Below are 19,402 nucleotides of genomic sequence, written 5' to 3' on the forward strand. Positions count from 1 at the left end.
ATAGCTCACTAGTCGAGTCGGCCTGCGCGGAAGATGTAACGGGGCTCAAACCATACACCGAAGCTACGGGTATCACGTAAGTGATGCGGTAGAGGAGCGTTCTGTAAGCCTGTGAAGGTGAGTTGAGAAGCTTGCTGGAGGTATCAGAAGTGCGAATGCTGACATGAGTAACGATAATGGGTGTGAAAAACACCCACGCCGAAAGACCAAGGTTTCCTGCGCAACGTTAATCGACGCAGGGTTAGTCGGTCCCTAAGGCGAGGCTGAAAAGCGTAGTCGATGGAAAACAGGTTAATATTCCTGTACTTCTGGTTATTGCGATGGAGGGACGGAGAAGGCTAGGCCAGCTTGGCGTTGGTTGTCCAAGTTTAAGGTGGTAGGCTGGAATCTTAGGTAAATCCGGGATTCTAAGGCCGAGAGCTGATGACGAGTTATCTTTTAGATGACGAAGTGGTTGATGCCATGCTTCCAAGAAAAGCTTCTAAGCTTCAGGTAACCAGGAACCGTACCCCAAACCGACACAGGTGGTTGGGTAGAGAATACCAAGGCGCTTGAGAGAACTCGGGTGAAGGAACTAGGCAAAATGGCACCGTAACTTCGGGAGAAGGTGCGCCGGTGAGGGTGAAGGACTTGCTCCGTAAGCTCATGCCGGTCGAAGATACCAGGCCGCTGCGACTGTTTATTAAAAACACAGCACTCTGCAAACACGAAAGTGGACGTATAGGGTGTGACGCCTGCCCGGTGCCGGAAGGTTAATTGATGGGGTTAGCTAACGCGAAGCTCTTGATCGAAGCCCCGGTAAACGGCGGCCGTAACTATAACGGTCCTAAGGTAGCGAAATTCCTTGTCGGGTAAGTTCCGACCTGCACGAATGGCGTAACGATGGCGGCGCTGTCTCCACCCGAGACTCAGTGAAATTGAAATCGCTGTGAAGATGCAGTGTATCCGCGGCTAGACGGAAAGACCCCGTGAACCTTTACTATAGCTTTGCACTGGACTTTGAATTTGCTTGTGTAGGATAGGTGGGAGGCTTTGAAGCGTGGACGCCAGTTCGCGTGGAGCCAACCTTGAAATACCACCCTGGCAACTTTGAGGTTCTAACTCAGGTCCGTTATCCGGATCGAGGACAGTGTATGGTGGGTAGTTTGACTGGGGCGGTCTCCTCCTAAAGAGTAACGGAGGAGTACGAAGGTGCGCTCAGACCGGTCGGAAATCGGTCGTAGAGTATAAAGGCAAAAGCGCGCTTGACTGCGAGACAGACACGTCGAGCAGGTACGAAAGTAGGTCTTAGTGATCCGGTGGTTCTGTATGGAAGGGCCATCGCTCAACGGATAAAAGGTACTCCGGGGATAACAGGCTGATACCGCCCAAGAGTTCATATCGACGGCGGTGTTTGGCACCTCGATGTCGGCTCATCACATCCTGGGGCTGAAGCCGGTCCCAAGGGTATGGCTGTTCGCCATTTAAAGTGGTACGCGAGCTGGGTTTAGAACGTCGTGAGACAGTTCGGTCCCTATCTGCCGTGGACGTTTGAGATTTGAGAGGGGCTGCTCCTAGTACGAGAGGACCGGAGTGGACGAACCTCTGGTGTTCCGGTTGTCACGCCAGTGGCATTGCCGGGTAGCTATGTTCGGAATAGATAACCGCTGAAAGCATCTAAGCGGGAAACTAGCCTCAAGATGAGATCTCACTGGGACCTTGAGTCCCCTGAAGGGCCGTCGAAGACTACGACGTTGATAGGTTGGGTGTGTAAGCGCTGTGAGGCGTTGAGCTAACCAATACTAATTGCCCGTGAGGCTTGACCATATAACACCCAAGCAATTTGCGAACTCGAAAGAGACCAGATTGCGGTGTGTGAAGACGAAACGAACCGAAAGTTCGACTCTTACAAAACACCGAAAACTATCACATACCCAATTTGCTGAAGCGAGGCCAACAGGCCACGACTCAGTACCCGAATTTCTTGACGACCATAGAGCATTGGAACCACCTGATCCCATCCCGAACTCAGCAGTGAAACGATGCATCGCCGATGGTAGTGTGGGGTTTCCCCATGTGAGAGTAGGTCATCGTCAAGATTAAATTCCAGAACCCCTGTTTGCTCGCGCAGACAGGGGTTTTGTTTTGGGCGGTCGGAAAGGGTCAAGTGGCTCATCGGACGGCCTTCAGTGCTAAAGTCCATGCCTCGATTTTGCTTTTGCCAAGGAAGCCGTTATGCCGGATGCGATGCCTCTCAGCGCAGGATTCATGGTGGTTCACGGTAACCGCCTGGACGAACTGCGCAGCCTGGTGGTCAGTTGGATGCGTCGTTATCCCCTGGCCCCTCTGGAAAATGAAATCGCCCTGGTCCAGAGCAACGGCATCGCCCAATGGCTCAAGCTGGCCCTGGCCGAAGATCCGGAAGATGACGACATGGGCGGCTGCGGCATTGCTGCGGCGATCGACGTGCAACTGCCGGGCAGCTTCATGTGGCAGCTCTATCGCATGGTCCTGGGGCGCGACGAGATCCCGCCCAAATCCCTGCTCGATAAAGCCCCGCTGACCTGGCGCCTGATGCGCCTGCTCCCCGAGCTGATCAATCAACCGCACTTCGAGCCGCTGCAGCGCTTCCTCACGGACGACTCCGACCTGCGCAAACGCTACCAACTCGCCGAGCGATTGGCCGACCTGTTCGACCAATACCAGGTCTACCGCGCCGACTGGCTGGAAGATTGGGCCGCCGGCCGCCATCAGTTGCGTAACGGCCGCGGCGAATCCAAACCCCTCGACCCCGCCAACTGCTGGCAAGCCGAGTTATGGCGCGCCCTACTGCTGGATGTGGGCGAAGCCGGCATGGCGCAAAGCCGTGCCGGTGTGCATCAGCGCTTTATCGAACGGATCAATAGCCTTGAGCAAGCACCGCCAGGGCTGCCTTCCCGAGTGATTGTTTTCGGCATTTCCTCATTGCCCGCCCAAGCACTCGAAGCGCTCGCCGGCCTGGCGCGCTTCAGTCAGGTCCTGCTCTGCGTCCACAACCCCTGTCGCCACCATTGGTCCGACATCGTGGCCGACAAGGACTTGCTGCGTAACGAATACAAACGCCAGGCACGCAAAGCCGGCATGCCGGTCACCATCGACCCGCAAACCCTGCACCAGCATGCTCACCCGTTGCTCGCCGCCTGGGGCAAGCAAGGTCGCGACTACATCAGCCTGCTCGACAGCTACGACGATCCCAACAGCTACCGCGCAGCCTTCCGCGACGGCCGCATCGACCTGTTCAGCGACGGCGAACCGACCACACTGCTCAACCAGCTCCAGGACGATATCCTCGAACTGCGCCCGCTCAACGAAACCCGCGACCTCTGGCCCGCCGTCGATCTGCAGCGCGATACCTCGATCCGCTTTCACATCGCCCACAGCGCCCAACGCGAAGTGGAAATCCTCCACGACCAATTGCTCCAACGCTTCAGCGCCGATCCTGCGTTGCGTCCCCGCGACATCATCGTCATGGTCCCCGACGTCGACAGTTACGCGCCGCACATTCGCGCGGTGTTCGGCCAGTTGGACCGCAATGATCCGCGCTTCATCCCCTTCACCCTCACCGACCAGGGCCAACGCGGCCGCGACCCGCTGTTGATCGCCGTCGAACACCTGCTCAAGCTCCCCGACAGCCGCTTCCCGGTCAGTGAAATCCTCGACCTGCTCGACGTCCCGGCCCTGCGCGAACGCTTCGCCATCAAGGAGCGCGACCTGCCGACGCTGCATCGCTGGATCGAAGGCGCCGGCATCCGCTGGGGCCTCAATGCCGAACAGCGTGCCGGTCTCGGTCTACCCCACGAACTGGAGCAAAACAGCTGGCGATTTGGTTTGCGCCGTATGCTGCTCGGTTATGCCGTGGGCACGGGTGTCGCCTGTGACGGCATCGAGCCCTACGACGAAATCGGCGGCCTCGACGCGGCCTTGATCGGCCCGCTGGTCGCGTTGCTCGACGCACTCAGCGACGCTCACCAAGCCTTGTCGCAACCTGCGGCTCCGCAAGAATGGGGCGAGCGCCTGCAACGCTTGATGCAGCTGTTTTTCCTGCCCAGCAGCGAACACGACGACTACCTGTTGGGCCAGCTCGAACAGCTCCGCGAAACCTGGCTGGAAACCTGCGAATCCGTCGGCCTGCAGGACGAGTTACCGCTCACCGTAGTCCGCGAAGCGTGGCTAGCCGGTCTCGACCAAGGGCGCCTGTCCCAGCGCTTCCTCGCCGGAGCTGTCAATTTCTGCACCCTGATGCCGATGCGCGCGATCCCGTTCAAGCTGGTCTGCCTGCTCGGCATGAATGACGGCGACTACCCACGCGCCCAACCACCGCTGGATTTCGACCTGATGGGCAGCGACTACCGCCCCGGCGACCGCTCACGCCGCGAAGACGACCGCTACCTGCTGCTCGAAGCCCTGTTGTCAGCCCGCGACCAGCTCTACATCAGCTGGGTCGGCCGCAGCATTCGCGACAACAGCGAGCGCCCGGCATCGGTATTGATCGGTCAACTGCGCGATCATCTCGCCAGCGGCTGGCAGTCAAGCCAAAGCGACGCACCGCTGCTTGACGCGATGACCCAGGAACACCCGCTCCAACCCTTCAGCGCACGCTATTTTCACGCCGGTGACCCGCTGTTCAGCTACGCCCGCGAATGGCAGTTGCTGCACGAAGTCACGGATGCGCCGCCAGACAACACCGAACTGGCGGCCCATCGACAGGAAGAACCCCTGAGCCTCGGTCAGTTGCAGGACTTCCTGCGCAACCCGGTCAAACACTTCTTCAGCCAGCGTCTGAAAGTATTCTTCGAGGCTGCCGAAGTGCCGCTGGCCGATGAGGAACCCTTTGTCCTCGACGCCCTGCAACGCTACAGCCTGAGCGACAGCCTGCTGAACGCCGCGCTGAGCCAGCCCGATCATGTCGACCAGGCGCTCAGCGCCCAGGCCCGTCGCCTGCAAGGCAGCGGCCTGCTGCCGATGGTCGGTTTCGGCGAGTGTCTGCGCAACGAACTGATCGAGCCCTTGCCCGGCCTGCTGCAACGCTATCAACAACTGCTGGCCCTCTGGCCCACTCCGCACACCGGCGCGGAACCGATCAGTTTCGAGCATCAAGGCATTCAGCTCGAAGGCTGGATCAGCGGCCTGCATCGGCGCAGTGATGGCGGATTGTTGAGCGTCACCACCATCCCCAACAGCATCGGCTCGATCAAGACCCGCAAGTGGCATCGGCTGATTCGCCCGTGGGTCAACCACTTGGTGGCCTGCGCCTGCGGCCTGCCGTTGAGTACCGCGCTGGTGGCCAGCGACGACACCTTGTTGCTGGCCCCGTTGGAACCCTCCAGCGCCCAGGACATCCTCGGCGACCTGCTGCTGGCCTGGCACGTCGGCATGGCCAAACCGCTGCCCGTCGCGGTTAAAACCGCGTTCGCCTGGCTCGGTCAGACCGACCCGGCCAAAGCTGCGGCGGCCGCGAGCAAAGCCTACGAAGGTGATGGCATCAACACTGATGGCGAACGCCGCGAAAGCCCCGCGCTGACCCGGCAATTCCCCGACTATGCGGCCCTGGTGGCCAGCGAAGCATTCGAAGGTTGGTGCGAAACCTTGTACCGGCCCCTGATCAACGCCGCCTGGCGATCACTCACTGGCGAGGAGGCCGGCGCATGAGCAGCAAACCCTTGGCCCTGGCCTTCCCGCTCAAAGGCAGCCAGCTGATTGAAGCCAGCGCCGGCACCGGCAAGACCTTCACCATTTCCGCCCTGTACCTGCGCCTGGTGCTCGGCCACGGTGGCGATGACGCCGGCTTCGGCCGCGAACTGCTGCCGCCGCAGATCCTCGTGGTGACCTTCACCGACGCCGCCACCAAGGAACTGCGCGAACGCATCCGCATCCGCCTGGCCGAAGCCGCGCGGTTCTTTCGCGATGAGATCCAACAGCCCGACGCCCTGATCGCCGAACTGCGCGATCAATACCCGCCTGCGCAATGGCCGGCCTGTGCCAACCGTCTGGACATCGCCGCGCAATGGATGGACGAAGCCGCCGTTTCGACCATCCACAGTTGGTGCCAGCGCATGCTGCGCGAACACGCCTTCGACAGCGGCAGCCTGTTCACCCAGACCCTGGAAACCGACCACAGCGACCTGCTCGGCGAAGTGCTGCGCGACTACTGGCGGCTGTTTTGCTACCCGATGCACGACGATGCGCTCAACTGGGTGCGCAACAACTGGGGTGGCCCGGCTGCGCTGATGCCACGGGTGCGCGCGCTGTTTGGCAGCGAACGGCCCAGCGGCGAAAGCCGCGAGCCGGCCGAGTTGATCACTGCGTGCCTGCAAGAACGCCGCGCCGCCCTGGTCGCCCTCAAGGCGCCGTGGCCGCAATGGGCCGACGAGTTGCGCGAGATCTGCCTGCAAGCCGTCGCCGCCAAAGCCGTCGATGGGCGCAAGATGCAAGCGCGTTACTTCGAACCCTGGTTCGAAAAGATCAGCGCCTGGGCCGCGGACGAATCCCTCGAACAACTGGACATCGGCACCGGCTTCACCCGCCTGACCCCGGACGGCATGGCCGAAGCCTGGAAGGGCGAGCCGCCGCACCACCCGGGCATCGACGCCATGGCCAGCCTCAAGGCCAGCCTGGATGCGCTTCCCACCCCCGACGCCGCCGTGTTGCAACACGCCGCCACGTGGGTCGGCAAACGCTTCGAAGATGAAAAACGCCGGCGCGCCGAAATGGGCTTCGACGACATGCTGATCCGCCTCAACGCCGCCCTGCAAAGCGACGGCGGCGAGCGTCTGGCGAGCGTGATCCGCGAACAGTTCCCGGTCGCCCTGATCGACGAGTTCCAGGACACCGACCCGGTGCAATACAGCATCTTCGACAGCATCTACCGCATCGAAGAAAACCACCTCGACAGCGGCCTGTTCCTGATCGGCGACCCCAAGCAGGCGATCTACGCCTTCCGTGGCGCCGACATCTACACCTACCTGCGCGCGCGCCAATCCACCACCGGCCGGCATCACACCCTGGGCACCAACTTCCGCTCCAGCCACGCGATGGTCGAGGCGGTCAACCATGTGTTCCAGCGTGCGGAAACCGGGCGTGGCGCGTTTCTGTTCCGTAAGCCGAGTGGCGAAAACCCGGTGCCGTTCCAGCCGGTGCTGTCCCAAGGCCGCAAGGAGCAACTGCAGGTCGATGGTCAGACGCTGCCCGCGCTGAACCTCTGGCACCTGCCCACCGATCAGCCGATTTCCAACGCGGTTTATCGCCAGCAACTGGCGGCTGCCTGCGCCACACAGATTGTCGAATTGCTCAACGGCGGGCAGCAAGGCCGCGCTGGTTTCCTACACGCCGACGGTAGCTTCGATGGCGTGTTGCCGTCGGACATCGCCATCCTCGTGCGCGACGGTAAGGAAGCCCAAGCCGTGCGCGGCGAGTTGGCCGCCCGTGGCGTGCGCAGCGTGTACCTGTCGGACAAGGACTCGGTGTTCGCCGCCCAAGAGGCGCACGACCTGTTGGCCTGGCTCAAGGCCTGTGCCGAACCGGACGTCGAACGTCCGCTGCGCGCCGCGCTGGCTTGCGTCACCTTGAACCTGTCACTGCCGGAACTTGAGCGTCTGAACCAGGACGAACTGGCGTGGGAAAGCCGCGTGATGCAGTTCCGTGGCTACCGCGCGATCTGGCGCAGCCAAGGCGTGCTGCCGATGCTGCGTCGCCTGCTTCACGACTTCAAACTGCCGCAAACCCTGATCGCCCGCAGCGATGGCGAGCGCGTGCTGACCAACCTGTTGCACCTCAGCGAACTGCTGCAACAGGCGGCCTCCGAACTGGACGGCGAACAGGCCTTGATCCGCCACCTGGCCGAACACCTCGCGCTGTCGGGGCAGGCCGGTGAAGAACAGATCCTGCGCCTGGAAAGCGACGAGCAACTGGTCAAGGTGGTGACCATCCACAAATCCAAGGGCCTGGAATACGACCTGGTGTTCCTGCCCTTCATCTGCTCGGCCAAACCGGTGGATGGCAGCCGCTTGCCGTTGCATTACCACGATGCCAACGGCAAGTCGCAGGTGAGCCTGCGCCCGACCACCGAGTTGATCGCCCAGGCCGATGACGAGCGCCTGGCGGAAGACCTGCGTCTGTTCTACGTCGCCCTGACCCGCGCCAAACATGCGTGCTGGCTGGGCATTGCCGACCTCAAGCGCGGCAACAACAGCAGCTCGGTGCTGCACCTGTCGGCGCTGGGCTATTTGCTCGGTGCCGGCGCCGCGTTGGCGGAGTCCGCCGGCCTGGCGCGCTGGTTGCTGGACCTGCAGGCAGGCTGTGCCGCCGTGCATTACGCGCCGATGCCCGAAGCCCACGCCAGCGTCTTCCACCCGCCGCGTAACGAAGCCACGCTGCTCGCGCCCTTGCTGCCCAAACGCAAGGCTGCGGAAAACTGGTGGATCGCGTCCTACAGCGCCTTGCGCATCGGCGACAGCATGAGCGCCGCCAACCTTGAAGCGCCGGAAAGCCCGCAAGCCCAGAAGCTGTTCGACGACGAACGCCTCGACCCTGACGCACCACGTGAAGCGGCTGCGTCCGGCAGCGATATTCACCGTTTCCCACGCGGCCCTAACCCCGGCACCTTCCTCCATGGTCTGCTGGAGTGGGCGGGCGAAGACGGCTTCGACGTGACCCCGCAGGCTATCGAAAAGGCCGTGGGCGCGCGCTGCAACCGCCGCAACTGGGAAGGCTGGATCATCGCCCTCAGCGGTTGGCTCGGCCATCTGCTGCAAACACCGCTGCCGCTGGATAACGATCAGGTTACGCTCAGCGGCCTGCAGCACTACCAGATCGAAATGGAGTTCTGGTTCGCCAGCCATAAAGTCGACGTGCTCGCCCTCGACAAGCTGGTGTGCCAGTACACCCACAACGGCGTCTCCCGCGTCGCAGCGGAACCGGTGTTGCTCAACGGCATGTTCAAGGGCTTCATCGACCTGACCTTCGAGCACGACGGCCGTTATTACGTGGCCGACTACAAATCCAACTGGCTCGGCCCCGATGATTCGGCCTACACCCAGGACGCCATGGAACAGTCGATCCTTGAGCATCGGTACGACCTGCAATACGTGCTTTACCTGCTGGCCCTGCATCGCCAACTCAAGGCGCGCCTGCCGGATTACGACTACGACCGCCATGTCGGCGGCGCGCTCTATCTGTTCCTGCGCGGCACTCGGGCCGCCAGCCAGGGGGCGTACTTCACGCGGCCGCCACGGGCGCTGATCGAGAGCCTGGACCTGATGTTCCAAGGCCAATCGTTACCGCCCAAGGCTGAGCCCGCCTGGGAACAAGGAGTGTTGCTATGAGCCTGTCGCCGTTACCGCTGGAGGCACTGATGCCCCTCAGCCGCGCCGCCGATCTGGTGCAACTGTTCGAACGTTGGGTCGAGCGTGGCTGGCTGCGCGCGCTGGATAAGGCGTTCGTCGGCTTTCTGCACGAACTCGACCCGCAGGCCGACCCCTTGGTGTTGCTGGCCGCGGCCCTGACCAGCCATCAACTGGGCCACGGCCATGTGTGCCTGGACCTGTTCGAGACCCTCAAGGCACCGGATTTCGCCCTGTCCCTGCCGCCGGAAGGCGACCTGCAAACCGGCACCATGCTGCTGCCGTCGCAACTGCTCGCGGGCCTGGACGGCGCGCATTGGTGCCACGCCCTGGCCGCCAGCCCCTTGGTCGCGTTGGCCGTCGACGGCAGCGAGGCCGCGCAAAGTCGCCCGTTGGTGCTGTCTGGCAAACGCTTGTACCTGCGCCGCTATTGGACCTACGAACGGCGCATCGACACGGCCTTGCGCCTGCGCCTGGCCACAGCAGAAAGCCTCGCCGCCGATCTGCCCCAGCGCCTGAACGGCCTGTTCGACCAAGCGCCGCCCGATGGCGTGATCGACTGGCAGAAACTCGCCTGCGCCCTGGCCACTCGCGGGGCGTTCAGTATCGTCACCGGCGGCCCCGGCACCGGCAAGACCACCACCGTGGTGCGCTTGCTCGCGCTGTTGCAGGCGCCGGCCGTAGAAGCCGGCAGCCCGTTGCGCATTCGTCTGGCGGCGCCCACCGGTAAAGCCGCCGCACGGCTTACCGAGTCCATCAGCCAGCAAGTGCTGTCGTTGAATGTGCCTGACAACGTGCGGGAAAAAATCCCGACCCAGGTCACCACCGTCCACCGCCTGCTCGGCAGCCGTCCGGGCACCCGCCACTTCCGCCATCACCTGGGCAATCCATTGCCGCTGGATGTGCTGGTGGTGGATGAAGCCTCGATGATCGACCTGGAAATGATGGCCAACCTGCTTGATGCCTTGCCGCCCCACGCACGCTTGGTGCTGCTGGGCGACAAGGACCAACTCGCCTCGGTCGAGGCTGGCGCCGTACTCGGCGACCTGTGCCGCGACGCCGAGGCCGGCTGGTACAGCGCCGACACCCGCCGATGGCTGCAAGCGGTCAGCGGTGAAGACCTGGGCAACAGCGGCCTGCAGGAAGACCGCGACGGCAGCCATCCGCTGGCCCAGCAAGTGGTGATGCTGCGCTACTCGCGGCGCTTCGGCGAAGGCAGCGGCATCGGCCAACTGGCGCGTTGGGTCAACCAGCAGAACGCCGAAGAAGCCCGACGGTTACTGGCCGCGGGCAGCCACCGCGACTTGTTCTGCGTCAGCCTCAAGGGCGAACACGACCACGCATTGGAACGCCTGGTGCTCGACGGGCCGGGCGATGGCGCCGAGGGCTACCGTGCCTACCTGAACCTGCTGCACGCCGCGCGCCCGTCTCTCGACACCCCGCGTGACGACCCCGCCTGGACCCATTGGGCGCAACAACTGCTGCACGCCTTCGACGCCTTCCAACTGCTCTGCGCCGTGCGCAAGGGCCCTTGGGGCGTGGAAGGGCTGAACCTGCGCATCACCGCCGCCTTGCGCAAAGCGCGGCTGATCGACGGCGACGAGCAGTGGTACGAAGGCCGCCCGGTGCTGATGACCCGCAACGATTACGGCCTGGGCCTGATGAACGGCGACATCGGCATCGCCCTGAAATTGCCCGAAAGCGCCGGCGGCCCCCACGTGTTGCGCGTGGCCTTCCCGCGTAACGACGGCCAGGGCGGCGTGCGCTTTGTGCTGCCCAGCCGGCTCAACGATGTGGAAACCGTGTACGCCATGACCGTGCACAAATCCCAGGGCTCCGAGTTCACCCACACCGCGTTGATCCTGCCGGACGCGCTGAACCCGGTGCTCACCAAAGAACTGATCTACACCGGCATCACCCGCGCCAAGCGCTGGTTCAGCCTGATCGAGCCACGCGGCGGGGTGTTCGAAGAAGCCGTGCGGCGCAAGGTCAAGCGCTTGAGCGGGTTGATGCTGGAGTTGGGGCATGAGCCCGTGAAACCTGACTGATCGGTCATTTGGTATTTCGGATTTGAGTGTCATATTTTTCTGAAAAAATAGCGGGACCCTTCGAGGCGTGGCCTCGCGGGGCTTTCCGCCGCTGTGCTATCGTTGCGGCATCACCCCTCGTTGACACCTGAGAGAATCGCTGCATGAACGTGGCTGTCTCGTCCACAGAGCATCGCTTGAGCTGGAGACGCATGTTACTGGTGGCCGTGCTGTGCCTGCTCGCGCCGCGTGCTTTTGCCCAGACGGCCAGCCCCGTGGGCATGGCCGACTCCCGTGCCCAGGCGGTGACCCAGGTGGTGCTGGGTATCCTCAGTTATGCGCGCTGGCCGGTGGAACCGGCGCAATTGCGCCTGTGCGTCGTCGGGCCGACCCAATACACCGACGACCTGGTCAAAGGCACCACCCAAGCCACCGGTCGCCCGGTGGTGGTGCAGCGCCTGCTGGCCGACAACCCCGATATCGTCAATGCCTGCGACGCTGTGTACATCGGCGAACTCAATACCGATGAGCGCAGCCGCTTGTTTGCGTCATTGATGGGCCACCCGGTACTGAGCATCAGCGAAGGCGGCGACCAATGCACCGTCGGCAGTCTGTTCTGCCTGCGGGTGGGCGATGAGCAGGTGTCGTTCGAGGTCAACCTCGACTCCGTGGCCCGCAGCGGCGTGCGTATTCACCCTAGCGTGTTGCAACTGTCGCGCCGTCGAGCGCCTGCGTCATGAGATGGACGAAAGCGCAACCGACCCTGCGCTCGGTCATCGGCCGCGGGCACTTGATCCTGGCGTTGGTGGCGGTGACGCTGGCCAGTGTGTCCCTGACCTTGCTCGGGGTGCTGGCGCTGCGCGTGTATGCCGAGCACAACCTGCACCTGATCGCACGCTCCATCAATTACACCGTGGAAGCGGCGGTGGTGTTCAACGACCGTGCGGCGGCCACCGAAGCCCTCAGCCTGATCGCCTCCACCGAAGAAGTGGCCCAGGCCCAAGTCTTCGACGCCAACGGCCGGCTACTGGCGCAGTGGCTGCGGCCGGACACCGGGATGTTGTCCCGGGTCGAGCTGCAACTGGCTCATTCTCTGCTCGAACAGCCGATCAGCCAGCCGATCGTTCACCAGGGGCGCACCATCGGCAGCATTCACCTGACCGGTCACGGCGGCAGCCTGTTGCGCTTTTTGCTCAGCGGCCTGGCCGGGATTCTGATCTGCACCGTCCTCAGCGCCTGGGTCGCCGTGCATTTGGCGCGGCGCCTGTTGCAGGGGATTACCGGGCCGTTGCACAGCCTCGCGGCGGTGGCCCACGCCGCGCGCATCGAGCGCGACTTCGACCGCCGCGTGCCACGGGCACAAATCGCCGAACTCGATAGCCTGGGCAACGACTTCAATGCCCTGCTGGAAGAAATGCAAGCCTGGCAAAACCACCTGCAAAGCGAAAACGAAAGCCTTGCCCACCAGGCCAATCACGACAGCCTGACCGGCCTGCCCAACCGCGCGTTCTTCGAAGGCCGCCTGATCCGTGCCCTGCGCAGCGCCGCCAAGGCCAACGAGCGGGTGGCGGTGCTGTTTCTCGACAGTGACCGCTTCAAAGACATCAACGACAACTTCGGTCACGCCGCCGGCGATGCGGTGCTGGTGGCGGTTGCCACGCGCGTGCGCGCGCAATTGCGCGAAGACGACCTGGTGGCACGCCTGGGCGGCGACGAGTTCGCCATCCTGCTCTCGCCGCTGCACAAGGTGGAAGATGCCCAGCGCATCGCCGACAAGATCATTGCCAGCATGGACATACCGATCCCGGTGCCGGGCGACACCCACGTGTTGACCTCCCTGAGTATCGGCATCGCCATCTACCCCGATCATGGCGTCACCCCCGGCGCCCTGCTCAACGCCGCCGATGCGGCGATGTACCAGGCCAAACGGTTGTCACTGGGCGGCCAGCAAACGGCGGAGGCGGAGCTCCCCGTCGTCAACGTTCACCACAGGAGTTGATCCCTTGTTCTCGACTGCACGCGTTGTGTTTATCACCTTATTCGTGGCCCTGCTGGCCCTGAGCGGCTGCCAGACACCCCCTCCCAAAGGCCTGAGCCCGGCGCAAGTCGCCGTCCTCAAGCAACAAGGCTTCGAACTGACCGACGACGGCTGGGCGTTCGGCCTGTCGGGCAAAGTGCTGTTCGGCAGCGACGTCGAAAGCCTCAACGCCCCCAGCACGGTCATTGTCGAGCGCATCGGCAAGGCGTTGCTGGGCGTGGGCATCGACCGCGTGCGGGTAGACGGCCACACCGACGCCTCGGGCAAAGAGAGCTATAACCAGCAACTGTCCCTGCGCCGCGCCAAAAGCGTGGCCACGGTGCTGACCCGGGTGGGGATGAAGGAGGAAAATATCCAACTGCGCGGCCTGGGCAGCAGCCAGCCGGTGGCCGCCAACGACACCGCCGCAGGGCGCACCGAGAATCGGCGAGTGTCGATTGTGGTAAGTACCGACTAAGCGACTTCGCCCATTCCAATGCGTGAAATGCAATCAAATGTGGGAGGGGGCTTGCCCCCGATGGCGGTGTGTCAGTCAGCATGCATCTGTCTGGCCGACCGCTATCGGGGGCAAGCCCCCTCCCACATTTGTACAGTGTTCGCTTAACTGCTCGGCGTCAGCGCCTGCGTCAAGTCATCCACCACCGCCTTGCCCATCTCACACAGATAATGCGCCGCCCAGGCGTATTGCTCGCCACGTACATCCATGGCGGCTTCCATCGCGAGTTTCTTGGCGTAGTAAAGCAGGGTAGAGGCGTGTTCCAGCGCTTCGCCGAGCGGCATGCCCGCGTTGACGCGGAACAGTGGTTTTTCGTTTTCGCCGTAGTCGCCGAAGGTGACGACGCCGAGGGTGGTGAAGGCAGAAAGCGGTGGGTCGGGGACGATTTTGGTCATGATCTATACCTGGGAGTTTTAGGAACCACCCATTCATGTCGCTAAACATGAAAGGGTGGCAGCTGTACGCAGGTTAGCGAACCGGACCCAGGACCCGGCAGACCCGAAGATCTCCCACGCACAGCCGCCATAACACGAGAACGAAGAGCACAAAGCTCCTGCCGTTGGGGGCTGTGTCCGGGTTCGGGTCGCTAAACCCGTTCGCTGATTTCAGCGAAGTACGGAGGCTAGTGACTCGAACCCTAAGGCGCAATAGGGTGGAGATTCTCTAGGAATCGTCCTGCAATTTAAAGCGAATCGTCGTTGCTGGCCCTTTAATCCGCAAACCGCATCTCCCGCGTCTCCCCCATCAACAACCCCCGATTCTGCTCCGTCACTTCCCTGATGTAGTCCCACAACAACGTAATCCGTTTCAACTTCCTCAAGTCGAGGTCATCGCTGGGATGCTCTGCGATTTATTTAGCGGGCGCCTTGAACTCCATTGAATAAGTCCAAGCTGAGGAGGGGGCCGTCTGTCGGATTGAGATGAGTAAAAGGCCATCAGTCGATTCCACATTGACATCATGAATGCACGTCACCGACACTCAACAAATAACCATCAAATCTATAAGGATATACCGTGATGAGAAAGCGTTCCTTCTTGGTTCCTCTGGCCACTCTGGCCGCAGCCGTAGCTACAGAACAGGCTTCCGCCCTAACTTCGCATGACATTGTCGAGCCCAGCTCGGAAGCCAAGAACACATTTCAAGCTGAAGCTCAAAGCGAGAACCTTACTGTTCGCGGAGGCAATGATCTGTTCTCGTTCGTCCTCAAGCGCGGGGATCAGGGACAACTGATGGCTTACCACAGTTCCCATAGCTCCCACTCTTCGCACAGCTCCCACAGCTCCCACTATTCGGGTCGATAATGGCTTTCTCTCAGATGATCGTCTTTGATGAGCGGCTTTATGATGCACAGGTTTTGCAGAAAGCTGCTTATCGGTCGATCAATGCTTTCACGGTTGATATCACATCCGATGAGGGACAGTTTATCTGTGTGTTGTCATCGAATATCGGCATGGACGAGCCGTCCTTTCTGTCTGCCATCCAAGAGTTCAAGAAGGATGTGCTCGACTATCAGTTACGCCACCGATTGGCAGTTGAGACGCAGACGATCAAGAACCTGATCCTCGGACTGGCCTTTTCAAAAACCGGGCTTATTAGTGAGTAAATTCCAAAAGCTGGAATTCTACGCGCAGCAACGTTCTTATGAGTTGCTGCCCTTTAAGTTCGATCGCCTGAATGACCACGAGTACGTCATTACCAACATGGCAGGCGAATTTCATGTCATACCGGTGCCGATGTTGGAGCCGATCATTCGCAAGACACTTCCGCTCTCGTCAGAGTTGATCCCTTCGCTTCGGTCCAAGCAGTTCATTCGCTTCCCCAATGAGCAAGCACCACTTCAGCTCCTGGCACTAAAGATTCGCACGCGATTGTCCAGGCTGGCCGAGTTCACCAATCTGCATATCTTTGTAGTGACTCTTCGCTGCGACCATAGCTGTCCGTACTGTCAGGTTTCAAGGCAGACGGAGAGCAAAGGCGAATTCGATATGACCACAGAGATGGCAGACAAGTCACTGGACTTCGTCTTTAGGTCTCCCAATCCAGCCATCAAAATTGAATTTCAGGGTGGCGAGCCGCTGCTGAACTTCGAGATGGTGAGGTACGTTGTTCTTGAGGCCAAAAAACGTAACATCAAGGAACGCCGTGACCTTCAGTTTGTCATTGCGACCACGCTTTCGCTACTGACCGATGACGTGCTCGACTTCTGTAAACAGCACAACATCGTGCTTTCATCTTCGCTCGACGGGCCAATGGAGCTGCATAATGCAAATCGCCCACGACCAGGCCGAGATAGCCATCAGCGTTTTGAGGAAGGCTTGAAGAAAGCCCGTGTAGCCCTCGGCTATGACCAAGTGTCAGCACTGATGACAACTACAGATAAGAGCCTGCCACGAGCACGCGATATTATTGATGAATACTTGCGCCTGGGCTTTGATGGGATATTCCTTCGCTCCCTTTCCCCTTACGGCTTTGCGATCAAGACCAAAAAATTCATGTCGTATGATACGGAGCGCTGGCTGGAATTCTACAAGGAGGGCCTTGAGTACATCATTGAGCTAAACAAGGTAGGCATACGATTTGTAGAGCAATATTCTTCACTCGTGCTGACAAAAATGCTGACATCAGGGGACCCAGGGTTCGTTGATTTGATGAACCCTGCGGGTGCTGGTATCGCAGCCATCGTGTTCAACTACGACGGATCGGTCTACGCCTCAGATGAAAGCCGTATGCTTGCTGAAATGGGGGATCATACGTTCCGTCTGGGTAACATTCTTGAGCACTCATATGAAGAAATCATTCTCTCTGATCAGCTTCTGGATGCACTGGAAAACTCTTTCACCTTAAGTGCTCCAATGTGCTCTGACTGTGCATTTGAACCTTACTGTGGGGCTGAGCCCGTCTACCATCACGCCATTCATAAGGACGTAGTAGCAAGAAAACCTGAGTCTTCTTTCTGCAAGAGAAACATGGGGATTTTCAAGCATCTTATTGAGCTGATGGGGCGTGATGAGCAAACAAAGCGGATTTTTATGGGTTGGGCCAACCGATGCTGAAACTCGGCGGAAAGATTATCCGTATCCACGCGGTTGATGTTCATAGGGACCTCACTCTGCTCAAGGTGTCGACCAGCCGAAATCTGCCCGAAGTCTTGCGACGGGAAATGGCCTACTTGGTTTCCGATCAACAGATCCCCCTAGGATTTGCGCACTACCTCTTGCTTGAGAAACATCGGCAGTTTGTTGAGGTGCTGCCTTCCGACTCTGATTACTCAATCTTACCGAATGACTACAGCTACATCGGTGATGGTGACATCATCCGGCTTTCAGCAGATCGTCAGAGCATTAGCGTACTGTTTCGAGCATCGTCGCCTCACAACAGCATTCTGGTCACTGAGCAATGCAATCATTACTGTCTTATGTGTTCACAACCACCTAAGGCCGCTGATGACTCGTGGATACTTGACGAAATCGAGAGTCTAATTCCGCTTATTCCAAAAGATACCCGCGAGCTGGGGTTTACTGGGGGCGAGCCGACGACCAATCGGGAGCGCTTCCTGAAAATCATCAGCTTGACCAAAAGTTATCTGCCAAGGACCGCAATCCATATTCTTTCGAATGGGCGCAGCTTCAAAGACCCAGCATTCGCTGAAAGGTATGCGCAGATTGAATTGCCCGACGCGATGATCGGAATCCCTGTCTATTCAGACGATCCGATGCTGCATGACTACATCGTCCAGGCCCAAGGCGCATTCGATGAAACCATTCAGGGCATTCTCAATCTGAAGCGCTTGGGCCAAAAGGTTGAGATCCGAGTTGTTATTCACAAGCTATCGGTGCAGCGCCTGCCTGAACTGTGTGAGTTCATCGCACGCAATCTGCTGTTTGTTGACCATGTGGCGCTGATGGGCCTTGAGATGATGGGCTTCACCAGGGCCAATCTTGATGAGCTGTGGATCGACCCGGTCGAGTACAAAGACACTCTCAGCAGATCGGTTGGCATTTTGGCCAAGTACGGTATGAATATCTCGGTCTATAACCATCAGCTGTGCTTGGTGAATTCAGACATTCAGCCCTACTACCGCAAGTCAATCAGCGACTGGAAGAATGAGTACGCGCCTGAGTGCCAGAACTGCGCAAAACAACGAGAGTGCGGGGGCTTTTTCGCATCAGGTGTTAAATTCGGCTACAGCAAGCACCTAACCCCATTTTGATTTTGGCCTCAGATGGCTAAGCCGCACAGCGTCCTCTATGTAAGCAGCGGGTTTACTCGCTTCGTTCGCGCAGGCGTTTTCGGGCAGTAAGTTCTGCGGAGTGGTCCTCAGAAATACTCAGGGCTCAAGGACCAACTCAAGTTACAAAACCTGGCAACCCCCCTCAGACCTCGTCAGGATTTGCCCGCCTGAGTCCTCGCAGACTTACTGACTGGCAAACCGCATCTCCCGCGTCTCCCCCATCAACAACCCCCGATTCTGCTCCGTCACTTCCCTGATGTAGTCCCACAACAACGTAATCCGTTTCAACTTCCTCAAGTCCTCCCGGCAATACATCCAAAACTGCCGCGTAACCGCAATCTGCTCCCCGAGCACCGGCAATAGCCGTGGATCCTGCGCTGCCAAAAAGCACGGCAGAATCGCCATCGACCGTCCTTGCTGCGCTGCCACGTACTGCGCGATCACGCTGGTGCTGCGCAGGCTGGCGCTGGCGCCGGGGACTACGTTGGCCAGGTACAACAGCTCCGAGCTGAAGGCCAGGTCGTCGACGTAGCTGATGAACGGATGCTCGGCCAGATCCGTCGGGCGGTGGATGGGTGGGTGTTGGTCGAGGTAGTCCTGGGTCGCGTACAGCTGCAACTTGTAGTCGCACAGTTTGCAGCACACATACGGCCCGTGTTCCGGGCGTTCCAGGGCGATGACGATGTCGGCTTCGCGCTTGGACAGGCTGATGAAGTGGGGCAGGGGCAGGATGTCGACCGAGATCGCCGGGTAGGTGTCGACGAAGTGGCTCAACTGCGGGGTGACGAAGAAGCTGCCGAAGCCTTCGGTGCAGCCCATGCGGACATGCCCGGACAGCGCCACGCCGGAGCCGGAGACTTGTTCGCAGGCCATGTGCAAGGTGCTTTCGATGGATTCGGCGTAGCCGAGCAAGCGCTGGCCTTCGTTGGTGAGGACGAAACCGCTGGTCCGGGATTTTTCGAACAGCAGGGTGCCGAGTGATACTTCCAGTGAACTGATGCGCCGCGACACGGTGGTGTAGTCCACCGCCAGGCGCTTGGCAGCGACGCTGGCCTTGCGGGTGCGGGCCACTTCGAGGAAAAACTTCAGGTCGTCCCAGTTCAGGGAACCCAGTGATGTGATGTTTTTTTGCATATTGGACCGGCTTTTATGTGCGTTCTTATTAGAAGTTTGCACATCTATACTCCAAAAACAGTCCGAACGCCTCATCCTCAAGGCGATTCAACGCCTTGGTTCTCTGCCTATAAATACAA

Annotated in this window: 12 protein-coding genes, 2 rRNA genes and 1 pseudogene (1 of these 15 cut by a window edge); 12 read left to right on the plus strand and 3 right to left on the minus strand. The window is 60.2% G+C overall.

The genetic code is table 11. From position 1 onward, the window contains the following. From ACVWZP_RS25495 to ACVWZP_RS25530, 8 genes are all read left to right on the plus strand, one after another. A 23S ribosomal RNA gene (locus ACVWZP_RS25495) occupies positions 1-1,806 on the plus strand (it extends 1,086 nt beyond the left edge of the window). Between the two features lie 156 nt (positions 1,807-1,962). After that, positions 1,963-2,078, plus strand: a 5S ribosomal RNA gene (gene rrf, locus ACVWZP_RS25500). A 136-nt stretch (positions 2,079-2,214) separates the two neighbouring features. Beyond that, positions 2,215-5,667: an exodeoxyribonuclease V subunit gamma gene (gene recC, locus ACVWZP_RS25505; RefSeq protein ID WP_017849494.1), complete on the plus strand. Its 3,453-nt coding sequence runs from the start codon at positions 2,215-2,217 to the stop codon at positions 5,665-5,667. Next, entirely contained in the window at positions 5,664-9,338 is a 3,675-nt protein-coding gene (recB, locus tag ACVWZP_RS25510; RefSeq protein WP_457370235.1) for an exodeoxyribonuclease V subunit beta, read from the plus strand. The genes recC and recB overlap by 4 nt, the downstream gene beginning before the upstream one ends. Continuing rightward, positions 9,335-11,404, plus strand: a complete 2,070-nt coding sequence (gene recD, locus ACVWZP_RS25515; protein ID WP_457370236.1) for an exodeoxyribonuclease V subunit alpha — start codon at positions 9,335-9,337, stop codon at positions 11,402-11,404. Before recB ends, recD begins: the two co-directional genes overlap by 4 nt. A 143-nt stretch (positions 11,405-11,547) precedes the next feature. Next, positions 11,548-12,123 (plus strand): YfiR family protein, encoded by a 576-nt coding sequence (locus tag ACVWZP_RS25520; RefSeq protein WP_046382063.1) that lies wholly within the window; start codon positions 11,548-11,550, stop codon positions 12,121-12,123. Then, positions 12,120-13,382: a diguanylate cyclase domain-containing protein gene (locus ACVWZP_RS25525; RefSeq protein WP_046488234.1), complete on the plus strand. Its 1,263-nt coding sequence runs from the start codon at positions 12,120-12,122 to the stop codon at positions 13,380-13,382. Before ACVWZP_RS25520 ends, ACVWZP_RS25525 begins: the two co-directional genes overlap by 4 nt. Positions 13,383-13,386: 4 nt before the next feature. Beyond that, entirely contained in the window at positions 13,387-13,878 is a 492-nt protein-coding gene (locus ACVWZP_RS25530; RefSeq protein ID WP_079444696.1) for an OmpA family protein, read from the plus strand. Positions 13,879-14,021: 143 nt separating this feature from the next. Here ACVWZP_RS25530 and ACVWZP_RS25535 read toward each other — a convergent pair whose 3' ends face one another. Both ACVWZP_RS25535 and ACVWZP_RS25540 read right to left on the minus strand, forming a co-directional pair. Further along, positions 14,022-14,312 (minus strand): DUF3077 domain-containing protein, encoded by a 291-nt coding sequence (locus ACVWZP_RS25535; RefSeq protein ID WP_017849488.1) that lies wholly within the window; start codon positions 14,310-14,312, stop codon positions 14,022-14,024. Between the two features lie 314 nt (positions 14,313-14,626). Next, positions 14,627-14,740, minus strand: a pseudogene (locus ACVWZP_RS25540) (LysR family transcriptional regulator); the annotation flags it as partial. A gap of 194 nt (positions 14,741-14,934) precedes the next feature. Between ACVWZP_RS25540 and hxsA2 the strand changes: the two are divergent. Genes hxsA2 through hxsC form a run of 4 tightly spaced genes read left to right on the plus strand, consistent with a single transcriptional unit; the run spans position 14,935 to position 18,128 of the window. Then, positions 14,935-15,219 (plus strand): His-Xaa-Ser repeat protein HxsA2, encoded by a 285-nt coding sequence (gene hxsA2 / locus ACVWZP_RS25545; protein WP_350339034.1) that lies wholly within the window; start codon positions 14,935-14,937, stop codon positions 15,217-15,219. Next, a complete protein-coding gene (hxsD, locus tag ACVWZP_RS25550) occupies positions 15,219-15,521 on the plus strand; it encodes a His-Xaa-Ser system protein HxsD (protein WP_256822846.1) in 303 nt (100 codons plus the stop codon). Before hxsA2 ends, hxsD begins: the two co-directional genes overlap by 1 nt. Then, complete coding sequence (gene hxsB, locus ACVWZP_RS25555; RefSeq protein ID WP_201021542.1) at positions 15,514-16,971, plus strand: His-Xaa-Ser system radical SAM maturase HxsB; 1,458 nt, start codon at positions 15,514-15,516, stop codon at positions 16,969-16,971. Before hxsD ends, hxsB begins: the two co-directional genes overlap by 8 nt. Next, positions 16,965-18,128 carry a His-Xaa-Ser system radical SAM maturase HxsC gene (hxsC, locus tag ACVWZP_RS25560; RefSeq protein WP_256822847.1) on the plus strand — a complete coding sequence of 388 codons (1,164 nt, stop codon included), beginning with the start codon at positions 16,965-16,967 and terminating at the stop codon, positions 18,126-18,128. The genes hxsB and hxsC overlap by 7 nt, the downstream gene beginning before the upstream one ends. Positions 18,129-18,332: 204 nt before the next feature. Here the strand turns inward: hxsC and ACVWZP_RS25565 are convergent, their stop codons facing one another. Next, a complete protein-coding gene (locus ACVWZP_RS25565) occupies positions 18,333-19,283 on the minus strand; it encodes a LysR family transcriptional regulator (RefSeq protein ID WP_017849482.1) in 951 nt (316 codons plus the stop codon). Positions 19,284-19,402 lie beyond the last annotated feature (119 nt).

The sequence above is a fragment of the Pseudomonas sp. TE36184 genome (assembly GCF_054060055.1).

Coding starts and splice junctions, on each gene's coding strand:
- recC (WP_017849494.1), top strand. CDS start 2,215: ATGCCGGATGCGATGCCTCTCAGCGCAGGATTCATGGTGGTTCACGGT.
- recB (WP_457370235.1), top strand. CDS start 5,664: ATGAGCAGCAAACCCTTGGCCCTGGCCTTCCCGCTCAAAGGCAGCCAG.
- recD (WP_457370236.1), top strand. CDS start 9,335: ATGAGCCTGTCGCCGTTACCGCTGGAGGCACTGATGCCCCTCAGCCGC.
- ACVWZP_RS25520 (WP_046382063.1), top strand. CDS start 11,548: ATGAACGTGGCTGTCTCGTCCACAGAGCATCGCTTGAGCTGGAGACGC.
- ACVWZP_RS25525 (WP_046488234.1), top strand. CDS start 12,120: ATGAGATGGACGAAAGCGCAACCGACCCTGCGCTCGGTCATCGGCCGC.
- ACVWZP_RS25535 (WP_017849488.1), bottom strand. CDS start 14,312: ATGACCAAAATCGTCCCCGACCCACCGCTTTCTGCCTTCACCACCCTC.
- hxsA2 (WP_350339034.1), top strand. CDS start 14,935: ATGAGAAAGCGTTCCTTCTTGGTTCCTCTGGCCACTCTGGCCGCAGCC.
- hxsD (WP_256822846.1), top strand. CDS start 15,219: ATGGCTTTCTCTCAGATGATCGTCTTTGATGAGCGGCTTTATGATGCA.
- hxsC (WP_256822847.1), top strand. CDS start 16,965: ATGCTGAAACTCGGCGGAAAGATTATCCGTATCCACGCGGTTGATGTT.
- ACVWZP_RS25565 (WP_017849482.1), bottom strand. CDS start 19,283: ATGCAAAAAAACATCACATCACTGGGTTCCCTGAACTGGGACGACCTG.